Below are 15673 nucleotides of genomic sequence, written 5' to 3' on the forward strand. Positions count from 1 at the left end.
CAAAATAAATCAAAAAGGAGTGAACGGAATGCATACAATGTGGAAAGGAACCATTAGTTTTGGTCTTGTTAACATCCCTGTAAAAATGCACGCAGCTACTGAAAATAAAGATATCAAACTGAGACAACTACACAAAAAGTGTAAAACACCGATTAAATATGAAAAGACTTGCCCTAACTGTGGAGATGAAGATGTAAAAAGCGAAGATATAGTTAAGGCGTATGAATACGCAAGGAATAAATTTGTGGTTTTGGATGATGAAGAATTGGAGGCTCTTAAAAAGGAGCAAGAAGATAAAGCTGTAGAAATTATGGATTTTGTGCAATTGGAAGACATTGATCCGATTTATTTTGAAAAGAGCTATTACTTATCTCCCGGTGATGGTGGGACAAAAGCATACGCCTTATTAAGAGAAGCTTTAACCGATACTGGCAAGATTGGTATTGCAAAAATGATGATACGTTCAAAAGAGCAACTCGCTGTAATCAGAGTGTATAAAGATGCCATAGTAGTTGAAACAATTCATTATCCTGATGAAGTTCGGGCTGTTGGTGATGTCCCTAATGTTCCTAGTCAAGAATCTGTTGGCAAAAAGGAGCTGGATACTGCCAAGCTGTTAATTGATCAATTAACAACAGAGTTTGAACCAGAGAAGTATAAAGATGATTATCGAACTGCACTTATGGAATTGATTGAAGCTAAAAAGAATAATGAAGAAATTGAAATTGGTGGGGAAACTAAAGCGAAGCCTGATAATGTGGTTAATCTGATGGATGCGCTGCAAGAATCACTAAATCGTGCTAAAAGCGAAAAACCGAAAAAGAAAACAGCCGCTAAAAAGACTACCAAAACAGCTCCAAAAAAGAAAGCTACTTCTTGATATTTGTACAGCCCTCGTATAAGAAGGCTTATTTTCTTAGTTCAATAAGATGCAAACATTCCAGTCGGTGATATTAAGCTTGTTAGTGTAATTTCTTAGATATATTGGATTGGTATGATAAAAGCTTAAATAGCCCCTCACATCAGTGAAGGACTATTTAAGCTTTCTTGCTACTTAATGATTAAAAATAACATTAGTCGTACTAAGGAGGGAATCCGACTACAGCTAATTAATTAAAACTCTACCTTCCCGGCACTATCATTTCTTTTAGTAATACCTGTTACAGCAATGACAGAATCTTTTCTTACAACGACTTTTGTAGCAATTTTTTTGACATTTGTAATGATCGTCATAATAGTCGTCTTTTTTATACCAATCATAATCTTTTTTCTTGCAACGACATTTACAATGATCTTCGTGTTTCTTTTTACATGTGTTATAATTATAACACATAGCTTTATCACTCCTTTCGTATTTCAACATACGCAATTTCAGAAAAGGAGATTGGACAAAGCTAATAGTAGCTAACACATTTTATTTCTTTAAAGGTTTTCGTGGAGCATTAGCATAAAATACCCTAAGCGTGAGGGCTTGTTTTTTGATAAAGAGAAAGACGCCCGCAATTATCTATGCAAGCGTCTGATCTTTGAGTCCCAATTGCCAAAGCAATTTCCAAATATCCCACAGAGCATTATATGTCTGTAACATTGTGAATGTGAATGTGGTTTATTGATCGGTTGGATTGGTACAATAAAATTAAATAAAAAGACGCTCACGAGGAGCGCCATTGTAGGAGAATATGAGAGAAATCACTCTCACACCTTATATGTATTATATCATGCAGTTTCTTTATGTAAAGCCCCTCACACCAGGGTAGTGACCCCTAAAAGTTAGAGTTCACAGGGACTGGTATGCAGAATAAGTGGAAACTTCTTGATATCCTTCCATTCAAGCATCTGTGATTTAACTGGCATATCCTGCTCAGGTATAACAGCATAATAATTCTCCGTAAATAATTCCGTTATAAACAGATCCTTTGTCCGAAAAGAAGCATCGATAAAAGCCGCATCAATCTGTTCGTTGATTACTGACTGGACAAGCGCTTCTGAATGATTCTGAATAAAAACAGAATGATCCGTAATAACATCCGGGAGAAAAGAGGTTGACTTGGCAAACAGCCAATCGTAAGTTTATCAGTTTGCTGCATTTTCATTAACTTCTCTCTCGTTCTGTTCGTTTCCTGCAGCAAGGATTGTGCCTGCTGGTAAAAATACTGTCCTGCTTTGGTCAGTTCAATTCCCTTTGAGCTTCTTGTAAGCAATTTTGTATTTACATCTGCTTCTAAGCTTCTTACTTGTTTGCTTAATGCAGGCTGAGAAATATTTAAACGATTGGCCGCTCTGGTAATACTTTTTTCCTCAACAATCGCGATATATGCTTCTAGCCAAATCTGATTCATTCCATCACCTCATAACAATTGATTATGATAACCAATCTGTATTTCCGCCGTCTCTATGTTCACTATACAATAAACAAAGTATACAGGCAGTTTATTTGTTTTTGATTTAATATAAAAATGGTTTTATTCCTTTAGTTATCATAACGTATTGGAATAGAAAGACTAACTATATAAAGTCAAGTAAGAAATAAAAGACCTGGACCAAGAGAGGTAAAAATCAAATTAAAAGCTGCAGGGTTAAATCGGCGTGATTTATTTGTGATGAGTCAGAACCGTTCCCAAGAAACATCTTATATCCCAGGATCAGATGGTGCGGGAATCATTACAGAACTCGGAAAAGATGTTACAGATTTTAATCTAGATGATGAGGTTTTTATTAACCCAAGTCTTGATTGGCATGCAGTGAAAGATGTACCTGAAACACCGCATGTTTTAGGCGGCCCATCCAACGGCACCTTTGCCGAATACATTGTGATTCCTTCAAAAAATATCGTAAAAAAACCCGCTTATCTTTCATGGGCAGAAGCAGGCGTATTATCCTTATCAGCTCTTACTGCTTATCGGACATTGTTTACCAAAGGACAGCTTAAAACTGGACAACATCTTTTTATTCCTGGCATTGGAAGCGGCGTAGCAACCTATGCTTTACTGTTCGCCAAAGCAATTGGTACAAAGGTAAGTGTTACTTCACGCGATAAAGCTAAGCTTCATAAAGCCAAAGCTCTCGGAGCAGACCAGCTTCTCCCGACAGAGAGTGATTGGAAGACTGAGCTGAGAGAAGATAAATTTGATGTCATATTAGATAGTATTGGAGCAGCATTTTTCCCTAAACATTTTGATGTATTAAAACCAAATGGGAATTTGGTTCATTTTGGGGCAAGTTCCGGTGACAATATTACACGTTCTCTGCTCTGCGCTCACTCTTTTATCTGCAATTTAATATCCTCGGAACCTCAATGGGAAGTGCAGAAGAATTCGAACAAATGACACAATTTATATCGCATTACAAGATAAAACCGGTCGTGGATAGTGTTTATCCGCTTATTGAAATCGAACGGGCAATGGAGAGAATTCAATCCGGAAATCAATTTGGAAATATAGGTTTAGTGATGGAATAAAAACACGACTTTCTTTTGGCGTCTATCACACAACCAATATTTCCCTCCCCTTCTTTGTTATTCATAATTGATTATGCTACTATGAAAAAGGATATCAAATTTACAAGGAGGCTCAATACGTATGGCTTTAGAAAATTTTGATCAATTACTGGAAAAATATGCTGAATTAATCGTAACTGCCGGTGTGAATGTACAGGAAGGACACTCTGTTGTTGTATCCATCGATGTCGACCAGGCTCCATTAGCCCGTAAAATAACAAAAGCAGCTTATGAAAAAGGCGCCAAACGCGTTATTCTTAAATGGGGAGACGATAAAGTTTCGAGACTTGGTTTTGAACATCAATCAACGGAAACGTTAACAGATATTCCTGATTACCGAATCGAGGAAATGAATTACATCGTTGAACAAGGTGCTACCCGTATCAATGTTGTTTCCAATGATCCTGATGCCTTAAAAGGCTTAGATGGTGAAAAAATTGCTGCAACTCAAAAAGCAGCCGGTGAAGCCTTTAAGCCAATGGCTCAAGCAACACAGGCAAATAAACTCTCCTGGATTGTAGCAGCAGCTGCCAGTCCGGCATGGGCAGCAAAAGTCTTTCCTGAATTAAATTCAGCTGATGAACAGACAGATGCATTATGGGATGCTATTTTCAAAGCCGTTCATTTATATGATGACGATGCCATCCAGACATGGGAAGAAAAAGATAAAACCCTGGAAACAAAAGCAGAAACGTTGAATAAAGAACAATTTGTAGCGTTACATTACACTGCTCCAGGTACGGATTTAACTGTCGGCCTGCCGAAAAATCATCGCTGGGAAGGAGCTGGAAGCTTTAACTCTCGCGGCGAGCGTTTTATCGCCAATATGCCGACCGAAGAAGTATTTACTGCTCCGGATGCTAACCGGGTAGATGGTGTTGTTGTTTCAACCAAGCCATTAAGCTATGCCGGTTCTGTCATTGAAGGGATGGAATTCCATTTTAAAAATGGGAAAGTAACCAAGGTTACCGCTGAAAAAGGCGAAGAGGTTATTCAAAAATTAATCCAGCAGGATGAAGGTGCTTCCCGTTTAGGAGAGGTTGCGTTAGTTCCTGATGCCTCCCCTATTTCTCAATCTGGATTAACTTTCTTTAATACATTATTTGATGAAAATGCTTCGAATCATTTAGCACTGGGTTCTGCATATGCGTTCAGCTTAATCGGCGGAACAGATATGACAGAAGAAGAGCTAAAAGAAGCAGGTCTTAACCGTTCGACTACTCATGTTGACTTTATGATCGGTTCGAATCAAATGGATATTGACGGTATTAAAGAAGATGGTAGCCGTGTTCCTGTTTTTAGAAAAGGCGCATGGGTTTAATTCGTTTGTCGATTTGACTATTAAAAAAATCCAACTACGAATATAGTTGGATTTTTTCTTTATTTACATTTAAGGTGATAATAGGATAACTGCCAAGCATCTTTATTAAGATTTAATATCTGTTCTCTTTATAAAAATATTTTTAACAAATTCCTCTTTGAAATCGGTATATTCATTGACTCCTATAGAAGAATTCTTAAGATACCCAACTTTATCTCTAAATACTGTTTTCTTGCTGCCTCATTTGAATTTAAATAATCCCTAAAGAAAATTAGATTATTCCATAGCTCCTTTTGGCTGCCTGCTGTGATCGCAATCAACAGGAATAAAATAATCCATGTCAGCTTCCGATTAACAATCTTCATCATTTCATTTGAGATCAATCCAATCATTTTTCTTCCCCCATCATTTCCAAAAATTTATCCTCCAGGGTCCGTTCCTGCAACAACAGCTTATTTAATTCCGGAACCTCATCTTTATTCATCTGGATCCACAACTCGTTTGGTCCGTTACCGGCTATCGCAGTCTTGTTCAAATCCGCAATAAGCATTTTGGTCAATTCTGTTTGCGATGCTTCTACCTCCAGATAAACTCGTGAAATACTATCTTTAGATATAAATGCTTGTACATTTTCGATACTGACCAGCTTTCCCTTCTGCAAAACAGCAATTTTATCGCACATCAATTGCATTTCTGAAAGCAAATGACTGGAAACAAATACGGCTACTCCCTCCTGGTGAGCAAGTTCTTTTAAATTATTGCGGAGCTCCCGTATTCCGGCAGGATCCAGTCCGTTTGTAGGTTCATCCAGTATTAACAGAGACGGTCGATGCAGCAGTGCCTGGGCAATTCCCAGACGCTGGCGCATCCCCAGCGAATAAGAGCTTACTTTGTTATGAATACTCTCCTTCAATCCAACATGCTCAACGATCTCATTGATCCGTTTCTTAGAAATACCCGAAACCATCCGCGCATAATGCTTTAAATTCTGATAGCCCGTTAAATATTTATATAAATCCGGGTTTTCTACAATTCCTCCTACATGCCGGATTGCTTGTTCAAACTGGCTGGCAATACTGTGCCCATTAATCAGGATATCTCCCCGGCTTATTTTTATCAGTCCGACCATCATCCGGATTGTTGTCGTTTTACCCGCGCCATTTGGCCCCAGAAATCCAAATACCTCTCCTGCTAAGACATCAAAATTTAAATCATTAACGATTGTCTTTCTTCCAATTATTTTAGTAGTGTGCTTAAATTTAACAATTGGCTGTTGATTCATATACCTGTTCCCCTTCTGTTTCATAATATGGAGCGCTTATCCGACGCTTCCACTAAATTATAGAAAGCGAAAGTAAACAGAGGGTAAACTAAACGGAAATTAAATACTGTGCAAATTCACGGATTTTATTTACTTTATTTTTCATGTAAAACAAAGAAGAATTTTATTCATTGACCTTCACATAATGTCAAGGTTTATACTGCTATTATCGAAAGGAGGTTATCCAATGAAAATCAGTGAGCTGTCTCAGGAGACCGGAGTTAGCATGCGCTCTCTCCGTTATTACGAGGAAAAGGGCTTGATTCATCCAAAGCGGCTGGAGAATGGCTACCGTGATTACGATGAATCTATGTTAGAACAGATAAAAACAATTCAGTTATATTTTAATTTGGGTCTAAGTACGGTTGAAATTAAAGAAATTGTGGACTGTGATCCATTTGTTTTTCCTTACGAACAATTAATATGTGATGAGGTAATGGAGCTCTATCAAAATAAATTACTGGATGTAGAGCGTCAAATCAACACATTAAAAGAAGTAAAATCACGCTTGCAAAACAGAATTGAAAAAGTAGAGGAATTAAGGGTTTCAACGAATGGGAGTAAAGCACATGACAAAACCGAATAATATATGGATATTAACAGCGCTGTTTATCAGCGTATTTACAATTGGCACATCAGAATATGTAATTATGGGGATTCTGCCAGTTATTGCAACAGATTTAAGTATTACCATTCCAACAGCAGGACTGCTGGTAACTGGCTATGCCCTCGGAGTAGCTCTTGGCAGTCCATTAATAACAGCAATGACCAGCCAAAGCTCCAGAAAAAAGCTGCTGGTCGGCTTAATGATATTTTTTTCTAAGTAATGTACTGGCTGCAGTATCCTTCAATTTTGAATTGTTGATGATTGCCAGAATTTTATCCTCTCTGATTCACGGAACCTTTTTTGCAGTTGCAACTGTTGTGGCCAGCAAGATAGCACCACAGGACAAACAGGGTTCTGCGATTGCAGCTGTTGCTGCCGGCTTAACCCTTTCCACTGTTCTAGGTGTGCCATTTGGTACGTTTGTGGGTCATACATGGGGATGGCAGACAACTTTTGGGATAGTGACTTTCCTTGGTATTGCGGCATTAATAATGCTGATTCTACATATTCCAAGCCGAATTAAATTTCAGTATCAATCTTTGAAATATGAATTAGGAGCTTTTAAAAATCCGCAAATTATTCTTGTTCTATTAATTACTGTCTTTGGATATGGCGGTATCTTCGCTTCCTACACGTATATTGCGCCACAGTTGGAAACATTTGCAGGTTTTTCCGCAGAAGCCATTACAATACTTCTGTTTCTATTCGGTATAGGGTCATTTCTGGGAACGGTTGTAGCAGGAAAATTTGCTAATCGATTGTTAATGCCGACACTAAGTATCACCTTAGTACTGTTAACTGTCATTCTAGCGCTTTTCACTTGGACAGTTCATGATAAAATACTTTCTTCAATTACTGTTTTTCTATTTGGATTTACAGCTTTTGCGACCGTGCCATTACTGCAGACAAAAATTGTCCAAACTGCTAAAGAAGCCCCTACCCTGGCAGCAGCGGTCAATATTTCTGCTTTTAATCTAGCTAATGCTGTCGGTGCTTATCTGGGCGGAGAAACAATCCGTACAGGCTTTGGAATGGCTATTGTTAATCTGACAGGTGCAGTCATTACAGCTGCAGGGCTTATCTTTTCTATTATTTTAATAGTGTACGGAAGAAAGCACAGAGTGAAACAGAAATAATCTAAAGGTTTCATGTAAAGAATACAACGTCAATTCCGATTAAAATTAGTGGATTAGATGGATAAGGAGTGCTGCTTTTTCACGGAAGCACTCCTTTCTTTTTCATATAAAACTAATATTTTATTACTGCCTTATGGTAATTATTCTAAATAAGCTTAATTCTGCTGGATAGAACGGACCCAATCTATCATATCATTTAACGTATCATGGTTAACAGAATAAAAATAACGTTTCCCCTCTCTCTCCAAATTTAGTATATTTGCATTTCGCATTTCTTTTAAATGATAAGAAAGCTTTGTGTTTGAAATAGCTGCTTCTTCATTATTTAATATTCTTAATATATCCTGTGGACAGAAGCTGTTTTCCGCCAAATTTGTAGCGGGCAGATACATTCTTTCCTCCTTTCTCTTCTGTATGATTTCAATTATTTTAATCCTTGTCTCATCCTGTAATACTTTAAAAATGTCATTGATTCGATATGTTTTCATATTTTTATTATAACAGTTTAACTTGACATTTCAAATATTTTTGAATTAAAATCAATATTGTTTCAAAAATATTTGAAATGAGGGGTTGTAATGAAATATTATTCGTTTACCAAAAGAGAAGCAGTGAGTTTAATCAGCATATGTTTGGGAAGTTTTCTAATCATTTTAGATACAAATATTTTGAACGTTGTTATGCCCGTAATCAAAAATAAACTACATATCGATTACACAGCTATGGCTTGGGTTTCTAACAGCTATATCCTTACATTTGCAGGATTGCTACTCTTGTTATCAACATTCGCAAAAAGGATAGGCAGTAAAAATGCCTTTTTATTAGGAATTTCTGTCTTTTTAGCTGGCTCTATTTTTGCCGGGTTTGCTAACAACTATTTCTGGCTAATTGCTGGAAGGATTGTACAAGGGGTTGGGGCTGCACTCTTTTCCCCTGTTGCTACTTTATTATTAAATCAGCTCTTTCCGGACGCGAAGAAAAAGGCAGCTGCTTTTGCTATATGGTCAGGAACATCCGGCATCGCCTTTGCTTTTTCTCCGATTATCGGGGGATTATTGAGTTATACTTTCGGTTACCGCAGTGTCTTTTTTATTAATATTCCTTTTGTTATCATCATTATTTTATTTGGAATCTACACTTTACCGAATAATGCTAAAGAACAGACTCAATTTCATTTCAAGGAACAAATCTATTTTATAATTGGTCTTCTGGCTTTTGTTCTGTTTTTAAGTTTTATAGATATTTTTTCAGTTGCCTACACAATTTTGATTAGTCTATTATTTATTGCTATTGTTTTTAGGTTTATTCATCAAATCAGAAAAGATAAACTGCATATTCTGCCTGCTGATTTATTTAATATCCAATCGATTTCGTCTCTTTTAAGTGTTTTCAGCTACAATCTGTGCTGTTATGGATTTATGCTGGCATTATCTATTTTATATCAAAATCAATTAGGCTATAACTCAACACTTACAGGAGTTTTATTCTTGCCTTTTACATTGTCAGCCATGTTACTGACCACTTTTTTATCACCTAAAATCAGTGAGAAGTTCGGGTTGTATAAGGGGCAAAGATATTCTTTAATTTCAATGATTATTGGCCTGATTTTAGTTTGTATATCCATGCTGTATCGTGACTATTATTATTTATTAAGTATCGGCTATGTCTTTTTAGGCTTCAGCGGAATGGTAGCTCCTTTGGTTACCAATGCTATCTATCAGGATACAAATCCTGAATATCATAATGAAATATCTTCTTTTCTTAACATCTTCAGGCAATTTGGCAGTATGATCGGGATTATTTTAGCAACAATTTCTATTAATTATTTTGGGATTATAAACGGCATCTATGTTGTCAGTTTCTTGATGGTTATTCTTTTAGTAATTGCCATTACTCTTTCGAAAACAAAGCACCGGGCTCAATATTGAACCTGGTGTTTTGCAGATTTTTAATTTTTACTCGTCATCGGCAATAAGGTATATCCCTTCCCACCTCTCTTTTACCGCATCACATACAGCAGTTGCAAAATCCTCATAGCTGATACTTTTCTTTAAAAAATCCATCTTATTGTTCTGAACTTCCCACCTTTTATAAGCTCCAGTACGCAATCCATCAGGAAGATAAGCAGGCGGCGGAATTAAGTAAGCCCATGATTCAAATGAAGGCAGTTCCGTTAAATAATCATATAACTTTGCATGAGCTCTTCCTCTGGGTAAGGTGCGTCCCGGAAAAGCAATATCCTGCCAAAATCGTTTTCCATTCCCCATTTTCAGACTCCCTGCCCCTCCTACCGTAACAATCATTGGATTCTTTCTGCCGGCAGCTGCTTTTCTAATTCGTTTGTCAAGGTCAACCAATGCAGTTGCCTGAATATCTCCACGCATACGAATCGCATTAATAATTACATCTGCTTCATTTGCAGCGCGGCTTAAACTGGAGATAACATTTATATCCACAACCTTAGTTTGAAAAGGATATGTTGTTTTCGGAAGCCTTGAAATATCCTCAGCCTGTCGTAATGCTGCAATAACCTGAATATGCTCATATTCTGATAATTGCTGTAAGACAGAGACACCTGTACGTCCGGTGGCACCTAAAATAAGTACATTTGTCATCAACGCTTCACTCCTCAATAGAATTTTTATGGTTTAAAACACTTTAAATTACATGATAAATAGAATTAACTCACCCTTTTCAAATTAAGATTAATCATTTTTTATACAAAACGATATGATCAAGCTGATTCCAAGCAGTATCGCCAGGCATACAAAAGCCATCCCGTAATTTGCAACCTGTAATAATAGCACTGCAATCATCGGACCGAGACTTGCGCCGACAAATAAAATAAACGTGTAAAGTGAAACCGCTGCTCCATGATTTTTCCCGCCAAGCTGGCCGATTAAAGAGATAAGCGTTGGAACAGTCAATGCAATTCCAGCCACAAAGATAATACTCATGAATACTAAAAATACTGAGTTGGAGTTAATTCCAATGATTAATGAGCCTAGAACTGCAATAATAAGTGCTGCCCGTAAAACGGCCATTAATCCAAATTGGCTGGTCAGCTTTCCTGCAAATGGAGCAAATAACATGCCAATGATGCCGATTATCCTGATATAAAGAATACCGTCAGCACTCATTCCAAATTCATTCGTCAAGTACTCGCCGAGAATAGTATAGAATGCCACGAAAGTAAGTAACAAAGTCACAGCGATACTATATACCTGAACCAAACGCTTATCCGTTAATAATCGAAAAAACTGGGTAAACATGAACTTCAGGTTAGTATTTTCTTGCCTGGCAGCTGTCTTTGGAAGCAAAATCAGAACCAATACAGCCGTTAGGAAATAAATCCCTCCAAAGTAATAAAAAACACTTTGCCATTTAAATTGCTCGCTAATATAACTGCTGAATATTTGACCGACAATGGCAGAGATTAAAAAGCTGGAGCTGATAAAACCAATGGCAGTCACTCTTTTTTCCAGAGGAAATTTATCTACTACATAAGCAATAGCCACCGGCGCAAAACTCGCTGCAGCAAACCCTTGAAAAGAACGCCAGGCAATGACCCATGCTAAAGAACTGAAAATCGGTAGTATAAAAGTCACCATCGTCAGTATAACTAAGCCTGTTAACATAACCTGCTTTCTGCCATAACGATCAGATAAGGGGCCGGTAAATAAACACCCTATCGCATAGCATAGAGAAAAGGCGCTGCCCGTCCAGGCTGTATTTGCCATACTAGTGTGAAAATCCTCACTGAATATCGACATTAACGGAATGGTTAAATAATTACTTGCTACTATCACTAACCCGCACCAGAACAAAATAGCTGTTAATAAGGAATACTTCGGCTGTGAGTTACTATTTTCATTACTAAAATCCATGACTAATCCCCTTCACGAAACTTATTTTCTTTATTTGTAACTTATTTATACAAATTGTAATTTAGTTACAATGGTAAGTCAAGAGATAATTTGTAGACTACCTACTTTTATTGTAAAATAGTTACAAGCATGAAATTATATAAAATGAAACCTTAAATAGTATATTTACCCCCTGCAAAGATAGCTGCATAGTAATATATCTTTTAATTAAAAAAGCCTGTTGTTTTATTAGCGGGATATGCAGCGCTAGCAAAAATCTAAGTGGAGTTAGGAGAATAAGAAATGAATGAGGACGCACAAAAGTTGAATGCTCTATTGGACTTTGATTTATTAAAAAAATTAGTAGTTGGAATTGGCGAAGTATCCGAAATCACAGGTATTCCAACTCGTAAAATTCGCTATTGGGAAGAAAAAGGAGCCATACAATCTGAAACCAATACAGAGGGGTCAACACGAAGGTACAATTATTTAAATGTGAAAAAAATGCTGCTTATTCAGGAAATGATTGAAGAGGGATTTACATTAGATGCAGCGATTAAAAAGGTAGAAAAACGTATGGTTACCTTAAATGAAGCATTTCGTAAATTGGCGGATACAGTGCCGGATACAGAAGATAATGAATAAGAGCTTTTTCAGTAGCTATATCAGAAGTTATTTCTTAAATTATCGAAGCTGCAATATAAAAATAAGAAAGGACGCAAGATTTATCCATACTTGCGTCCTTCCTTAAGATAAAAAAATATTGGTTAGATATATTTTTTATACTTTTGGACTTTACTATTTCTTTACTCTGGGCCATAACGGTCGCTGCACATATTTAATCATCGTATTGAAAACCATCCCCCATTGAACCTCTGTCAATAATCCAATTGGAGTGTCATTCGTAACTCCCAGATTTCTTCTTACATATTTTAATTGTGCAGGTGTAAAAATCCTTTTAAACGCCTTACCAATAGCTGCTTCAGGTTGTTTTAGACTATACTGTACCAATCCAAGAAAAATGAAATAATCCTTCTTCGGTATAATAGGCTCTTTTTTTCTGGTTATTGTAATCATTGCGGAATCAACTTTTGGAGGCGGTGAAAAGTTATTTCTGGATATTTTCCTGATGTAACATATATCAAACCACATTCTCCACGCCAGCACATAATCATCTTTGACAAACTGTGAAGTAAAACGTTTAGCTGCTCCCATCTCCATAATAATAACTCCTTTTTGAAAACCGTTTGCAGGCTTATTTAAAAGCATTTTCATAATGGGTGTTGTAATAGCATAAGGAATATTTGAAACGACAACAAATTTTTCTTTTGGTAAATGTATTTTCATAATATCCTGATGAATAATTTTAGTAACTGGATTTTCTGCTGTTTTTCGTTTTAAAATATCTATAAAATTGGTATCATATTCTACTGCTAGGACTTTGCCCGCCTGTTGATTTAATACAGTTGTTAAAGCCCCCTTTCCAGCTCCTAATTCTAAAACAGTGTCCTTCTTACTTATATTTGCTCTGTCAACAATTTCATGAAGCAGTTTTTTATTATGAATTAAATGCTGCCCGGAAAAATTGGGAGATTTCGTATTATATTTATGAAATTTTTTAGCCATATCTTCTCTTCCTTTCTAAAATAAAAAATCACGGACAATCTGCCTGTGATTTAAAGTAAAGGGAGAAGACCCATCCTCATGTAATTATGAGCTATTAGAAATAACCCTTCATTTTATAACATTAGAAGGTAATTTAGACATAAATAAAGAAAGGCAGAACAATCCGCCTTTCCAGACATTACATATTATTTACTACCCTGTCCATTGTCCAAAGATAGTACGGAAGAAACCACATATAATTTGCCATTCAAAGCAAATTATATGTGATTCTAATATGAAATGAAGATTATTAAAAAAGAACAGACTTATCCCGTTTACTCTGCATATACAGGCAGAGCCTTTGAATGTATTTAATTACTGATTCAAAGTTGGGAAACGAAGTCTGATCGAATGTGGCATTTTTTAATAATCCTCCTTTAATTAATTTATCAATACACTCACATTGTATTCAGTATTTCATTAAAAGTCAAACGGCTTTCCAATCTCTTATTCCCCTAACTTATGGAAGCTTCTTATCACTTACATCTAATCCAGCTAACTTTCCTTAAAAAAACTTTCCGGCAAAGTAATAAAAATACTCCAAATACTGATTACTGCACCGACTAATGAAACGATACTTATAAACACAGCATTGAAACTAAATACGCCTGTCGGTACAAGAATGATAAACCCTAAGAAAAACATGGATTGATATATGGCTGACAGAAATCTCCAGAATTTATGATTAAAAAAAGATAATAAAACTGGAGGAATAAACAAAATAACCATAACGATGATACTTGCCTGAATGACTTGTGGATCATTTAATGAAAGTGTATTCATGTCTCTTTGATAATAAGCAGTGACAAATAATGTTACGATAGAGACAATCAGCATTAAAAATAATAAACCTAATCTTTTCAAACATATTCCTCCTTGCACATAAAACATCTGTAATTGAGATTTTTATTGTATAATATGTTTAGTAATCCAGTTAAACAGCATCTTGTATTTTTCCTCGGTAAACAGAAATTAATCCGGGTATCTGCTGAATATCCTGGGGTGTTATTAGCTCTGGCGGTTTATTAAAAGAAGTAATCTCAGCTTCCATTAAAAGAGAAGCCACAAATTGAGAGCAGAAGTAGGCATTTGATCTTTGAATAGGCTTGTTCAGAATCACTCCAAACAGCCCTAAGAAGTTATAGTGATAGGAGTTTTGTCTGCTCTTAAAAAATGCTAGTGCTCTCTTCAATTTCTTACTTTGTTTTGGATCAATAGCATAAGCATAAATCAAGCAGTCCGCATTCTGAAAAAGTCCCTCTTCTGTTCTTTCCTTCACAAATCCGCCCCAAAATGGATTACGAAAATGCTTCCTGCCAAAGCTGTATACTTCATTTAATTCCAAATCCAGAGCTAATGAAACATGATTGTATTCTGCTTTTGTGTATAATCTAATAGCTTTTGTAAGCAATGTACCCGTATTTGTGAATAAAAGATAAATATGTTCTTGTCTCATCACTACAAACTCCTATTTTTTTGATTTTTCTGTTTTTTTCAGCGAGTATCTTCTTTCAAATTTTCATCTTATCTTTAAAATACATCCTTGTGTTCGATATTTCTTATCGAGAAGTACGAAGCAACCACACCAATGATGGTAAGTGTCAATGGTATTACGATAAAGGAACCTATCGACAGGTCTTCATTGCTTGCACCGAAAAAAGCAGCAATTATAATCGATGTAATAATCGTCGTTCTAACCGACTTTTTAAGCATCCCCAAAAATAGAGGGACTAAGCTGATACCACTGGCAGAAAAGTCATAGAGAATTGTATTTCTAAAATGTTCTATAATCATTTGAAATGTTATGTCTCCCTCGATGAAATTCAAGCTGTTATCTAGCATCGTTAAAACAACTGTTGCAAAAATTCGTGACAGGAGAATCGAGAAAAAGGTAAAGCATATAATAATCAATAGCTTTGAGCTAATTAATTTTTTTCTGCTGATTGGATACGTAAACATCAAAGTGATTGTTTTATCATTGTATTCTTCAATAACTAATCTTGAAATTAACACACCTGAAAATACAATAAAAACCATTCTTGTAATACTATCAACCAGGAAGAAGAAATCTGTACTGCTGGCAGTATACAAATCTCTGTCGACATATAACATGAAAAATAGAAATCCGGTGACTGCAAAGCAAGCTGCCATAGAGCTATTTATATATCGGCCAAAATTAACTTTTCTCATCTCCAAACTCATTAACTTAAGCATTTCTCTCACCTCTCTTTATATTGATTGGTATTAAAAATGATATTGCT

General features: G+C 36.1%; 17 protein-coding genes and 2 pseudogenes. 8 read left to right on the forward strand and 11 right to left on the reverse strand.

Translation table 11 applies throughout. The annotated features are described in order from the left end of the window. Nucleotides 1–28: 28 nt before the first annotated feature. Nucleotides 29–880: a Ku protein gene (locus tag MHH51_RS12665; protein WP_339282237.1), complete on the forward strand. Its 852-nt coding sequence runs from the start codon at nt 29–31 to the stop codon at nt 878–880. A gap of 233 nt (nt 881–1113) precedes the next feature. Here the strand turns inward: MHH51_RS12665 and MHH51_RS12670 are convergent, their stop codons facing one another. Both MHH51_RS12670 and MHH51_RS12675 read right to left on the reverse strand, forming a co-directional pair. Then, complete coding sequence (locus tag MHH51_RS12670; RefSeq protein ID WP_339282238.1) at nt 1114–1260, reverse strand: hypothetical protein; 147 nt, start codon at nt 1258–1260, stop codon at nt 1114–1116. Between the two features lie 704 nt (nt 1261–1964). After that, complete coding sequence (locus tag MHH51_RS12675) at nt 1965–2339, reverse strand: LysR family transcriptional regulator (protein WP_339282239.1); 375 nt, start codon at nt 2337–2339, stop codon at nt 1965–1967. 147 nt (nt 2340–2486) lie between these two features. Here MHH51_RS12675 and MHH51_RS12680 point away from each other — a divergent pair. Both MHH51_RS12680 and MHH51_RS12685 read left to right on the forward strand, forming a co-directional pair. Beyond that, nucleotides 2487–3457: pseudogene (locus tag MHH51_RS12680) on the forward strand (zinc-binding dehydrogenase). Between the two features lie 121 nt (nt 3458–3578). Next, nucleotides 3579–4817 carry an aminopeptidase gene (locus MHH51_RS12685; RefSeq protein ID WP_339282240.1) on the forward strand — a complete coding sequence of 413 codons (1239 nt, stop codon included), beginning with the start codon at nt 3579–3581 and terminating at the stop codon, nt 4815–4817. A gap of 105 nt (nt 4818–4922) precedes the next feature. On the opposite strand, the pseudogene MHH51_RS12690 reads toward MHH51_RS12685, so the two are convergent. Both MHH51_RS12690 and MHH51_RS12695 read right to left on the reverse strand, forming a co-directional pair. Further along, nucleotides 4923–5113, reverse strand: a pseudogene (locus tag MHH51_RS12690) (GrpB family protein); the annotation flags it as partial. A 92-nt stretch (nt 5114–5205) separates the two neighbouring features. Then, a complete protein-coding gene (locus MHH51_RS12695) occupies nt 5206–6099 on the reverse strand; it encodes an ABC transporter ATP-binding protein (RefSeq protein ID WP_339282241.1) in 894 nt (297 codons plus the stop codon). Between the two features lie 226 nt (nt 6100–6325). Here MHH51_RS12695 and MHH51_RS12700 point away from each other — a divergent pair, with 226 nt between their 5' ends. From MHH51_RS12700 to MHH51_RS12710, 3 genes are read left to right on the forward strand one after another with little or no spacing between them, the layout of a single operon-like run. Then, nucleotides 6326–6724 (forward strand): MerR family transcriptional regulator, encoded by a 399-nt coding sequence (locus tag MHH51_RS12700; protein ID WP_147210529.1) that lies wholly within the window; start codon nt 6326–6328, stop codon nt 6722–6724. Further along, nucleotides 6708–6965 (forward strand): MFS transporter, encoded by a 258-nt coding sequence (locus MHH51_RS12705; protein WP_339282242.1) that lies wholly within the window; start codon nt 6708–6710, stop codon nt 6963–6965. Before MHH51_RS12700 ends, MHH51_RS12705 begins: the two co-directional genes overlap by 17 nt. Before the next feature lie 37 nt (nt 6966–7002). Further along, complete coding sequence (locus MHH51_RS12710) at nt 7003–7881, forward strand: MFS transporter (RefSeq protein ID WP_339282243.1); 879 nt, start codon at nt 7003–7005, stop codon at nt 7879–7881. A 155-nt stretch (nt 7882–8036) separates the two neighbouring features. Here MHH51_RS12710 and MHH51_RS12715 read toward each other — a convergent pair whose 3' ends face one another. After that, complete coding sequence (locus MHH51_RS12715) at nt 8037–8273, reverse strand: hypothetical protein (protein ID WP_339282244.1); 237 nt, start codon at nt 8271–8273, stop codon at nt 8037–8039. Nucleotides 8274–8459: 186 nt separating this feature from the next. Here MHH51_RS12715 and MHH51_RS12720 point away from each other — a divergent pair, with 186 nt between their 5' ends. Then, nucleotides 8460–9809, forward strand: a complete 1350-nt coding sequence (locus MHH51_RS12720; RefSeq protein WP_339282245.1) for an MFS transporter — start codon at nt 8460–8462, stop codon at nt 9807–9809. A 27-nt stretch (nt 9810–9836) separates the two neighbouring features. On the opposite strand, the gene MHH51_RS12725 is transcribed toward MHH51_RS12720, so the two are convergent. Continuing rightward, nucleotides 9837–10496, reverse strand: a complete 660-nt coding sequence (locus MHH51_RS12725) for an NAD(P)H-binding protein (RefSeq protein WP_147210525.1) — start codon at nt 10494–10496, stop codon at nt 9837–9839. Nucleotides 10497–10586: 90 nt separating this feature from the next. Then, nucleotides 10587–11768 (reverse strand): MFS transporter, encoded by a 1182-nt coding sequence (locus MHH51_RS12730; protein ID WP_147210524.1) that lies wholly within the window; start codon nt 11766–11768, stop codon nt 10587–10589. 282 nt (nt 11769–12050) lie between these two features. Here MHH51_RS12730 and MHH51_RS12735 point away from each other — a divergent pair, with 282 nt between their 5' ends. After that, a complete protein-coding gene (locus MHH51_RS12735) occupies nt 12051–12392 on the forward strand; it encodes a MerR family transcriptional regulator (RefSeq protein WP_147210523.1) in 342 nt (113 codons plus the stop codon). 153 nt (nt 12393–12545) lie between these two features. On the opposite strand, the gene erm is transcribed toward MHH51_RS12735, so the two are convergent. The 4 genes from erm to MHH51_RS12755 form a co-directional block, all read right to left on the reverse strand. After that, complete coding sequence (gene erm / locus MHH51_RS12740; protein ID WP_147210522.1) at nt 12546–13373, reverse strand: 23S ribosomal RNA methyltransferase Erm; 828 nt, start codon at nt 13371–13373, stop codon at nt 12546–12548. 534 nt (nt 13374–13907) lie between these two features. Next, nucleotides 13908–14276: a hypothetical protein gene (locus MHH51_RS12745; RefSeq protein ID WP_147210521.1), complete on the reverse strand. Its 369-nt coding sequence runs from the start codon at nt 14274–14276 to the stop codon at nt 13908–13910. A gap of 70 nt (nt 14277–14346) precedes the next feature. After that, nucleotides 14347–14868, reverse strand: coding sequence for a hypothetical protein (locus MHH51_RS12750; RefSeq protein WP_147210520.1), 522 nt, complete (start codon nt 14866–14868; stop codon nt 14347–14349). 74 nt (nt 14869–14942) lie between these two features. After that, complete coding sequence (locus MHH51_RS12755) at nt 14943–15602, reverse strand: ABC transporter permease (protein ID WP_339282246.1); 660 nt, start codon at nt 15600–15602, stop codon at nt 14943–14945. Nucleotides 15603–15673: the final 71 nt, after the last annotated feature.

This window comes from Oceanobacillus sp. FSL K6-3682 (assembly GCF_037976165.1).
GTDB lineage: Bacteria > Bacillota > Bacilli > Bacillales > Amphibacillaceae > Oceanobacillus > Oceanobacillus sojae.

What these genes read in the sequence shown, in the direction of transcription:
- MHH51_RS12675 (WP_339282239.1), bottom strand. Translation starts at nt 2,339, where the DNA reads ATGAATCAGATTTGGCTAGAAGCATATATCGCGATTGTTGAGGAAAAA.
- MHH51_RS12725 (WP_147210525.1), bottom strand. Translation starts at nt 10,496, where the DNA reads ATGACAAATGTACTTATTTTAGGTGCCACCGGACGTACAGGTGTCTCT.
- MHH51_RS12670 (WP_339282238.1), bottom strand. Translation starts at nt 1,260, where the DNA reads ATGATTGGTATAAAAAAGACGACTATTATGACGATCATTACAAATGTC.
- MHH51_RS12730 (WP_147210524.1), bottom strand. Translation starts at nt 11,768, where the DNA reads ATGGATTTTAGTAATGAAAATAGTAACTCACAGCCGAAGTATTCCTTA.
- MHH51_RS12685 (WP_339282240.1), top strand. Translation starts at nt 3,579, where the DNA reads ATGGCTTTAGAAAATTTTGATCAATTACTGGAAAAATATGCTGAATTA.
- MHH51_RS12700 (WP_147210529.1), top strand. Translation starts at nt 6,326, where the DNA reads ATGAAAATCAGTGAGCTGTCTCAGGAGACCGGAGTTAGCATGCGCTCT.
- MHH51_RS12695 (WP_339282241.1), bottom strand. Translation starts at nt 6,099, where the DNA reads ATGAATCAACAGCCAATTGTTAAATTTAAGCACACTACTAAAATAATT.
- MHH51_RS12755 (WP_339282246.1), bottom strand. Translation starts at nt 15,602, where the DNA reads ATGAGAAAAGTTAATTTTGGCCGATATATAAATAGCTCTATGGCAGCT.
- MHH51_RS12710 (WP_339282243.1), top strand. Translation starts at nt 7,003, where the DNA reads ATGATTGCCAGAATTTTATCCTCTCTGATTCACGGAACCTTTTTTGCA.
- MHH51_RS12665 (WP_339282237.1), top strand. Translation starts at nt 29, where the DNA reads ATGCATACAATGTGGAAAGGAACCATTAGTTTTGGTCTTGTTAACATC.
- erm (WP_147210522.1), bottom strand. Translation starts at nt 13,373, where the DNA reads ATGGCTAAAAAATTTCATAAATATAATACGAAATCTCCCAATTTTTCC.
- MHH51_RS12735 (WP_147210523.1), top strand. Translation starts at nt 12,051, where the DNA reads ATGAATGAGGACGCACAAAAGTTGAATGCTCTATTGGACTTTGATTTA.
- MHH51_RS12750 (WP_147210520.1), bottom strand. Translation starts at nt 14,868, where the DNA reads ATGAGACAAGAACATATTTATCTTTTATTCACAAATACGGGTACATTG.
- MHH51_RS12720 (WP_339282245.1), top strand. Translation starts at nt 8,460, where the DNA reads ATGAAATATTATTCGTTTACCAAAAGAGAAGCAGTGAGTTTAATCAGC.
- MHH51_RS12705 (WP_339282242.1), top strand. Translation starts at nt 6,708, where the DNA reads ATGACAAAACCGAATAATATATGGATATTAACAGCGCTGTTTATCAGC.
- MHH51_RS12715 (WP_339282244.1), bottom strand. Translation starts at nt 8,273, where the DNA reads ATGTATCTGCCCGCTACAAATTTGGCGGAAAACAGCTTCTGTCCACAG.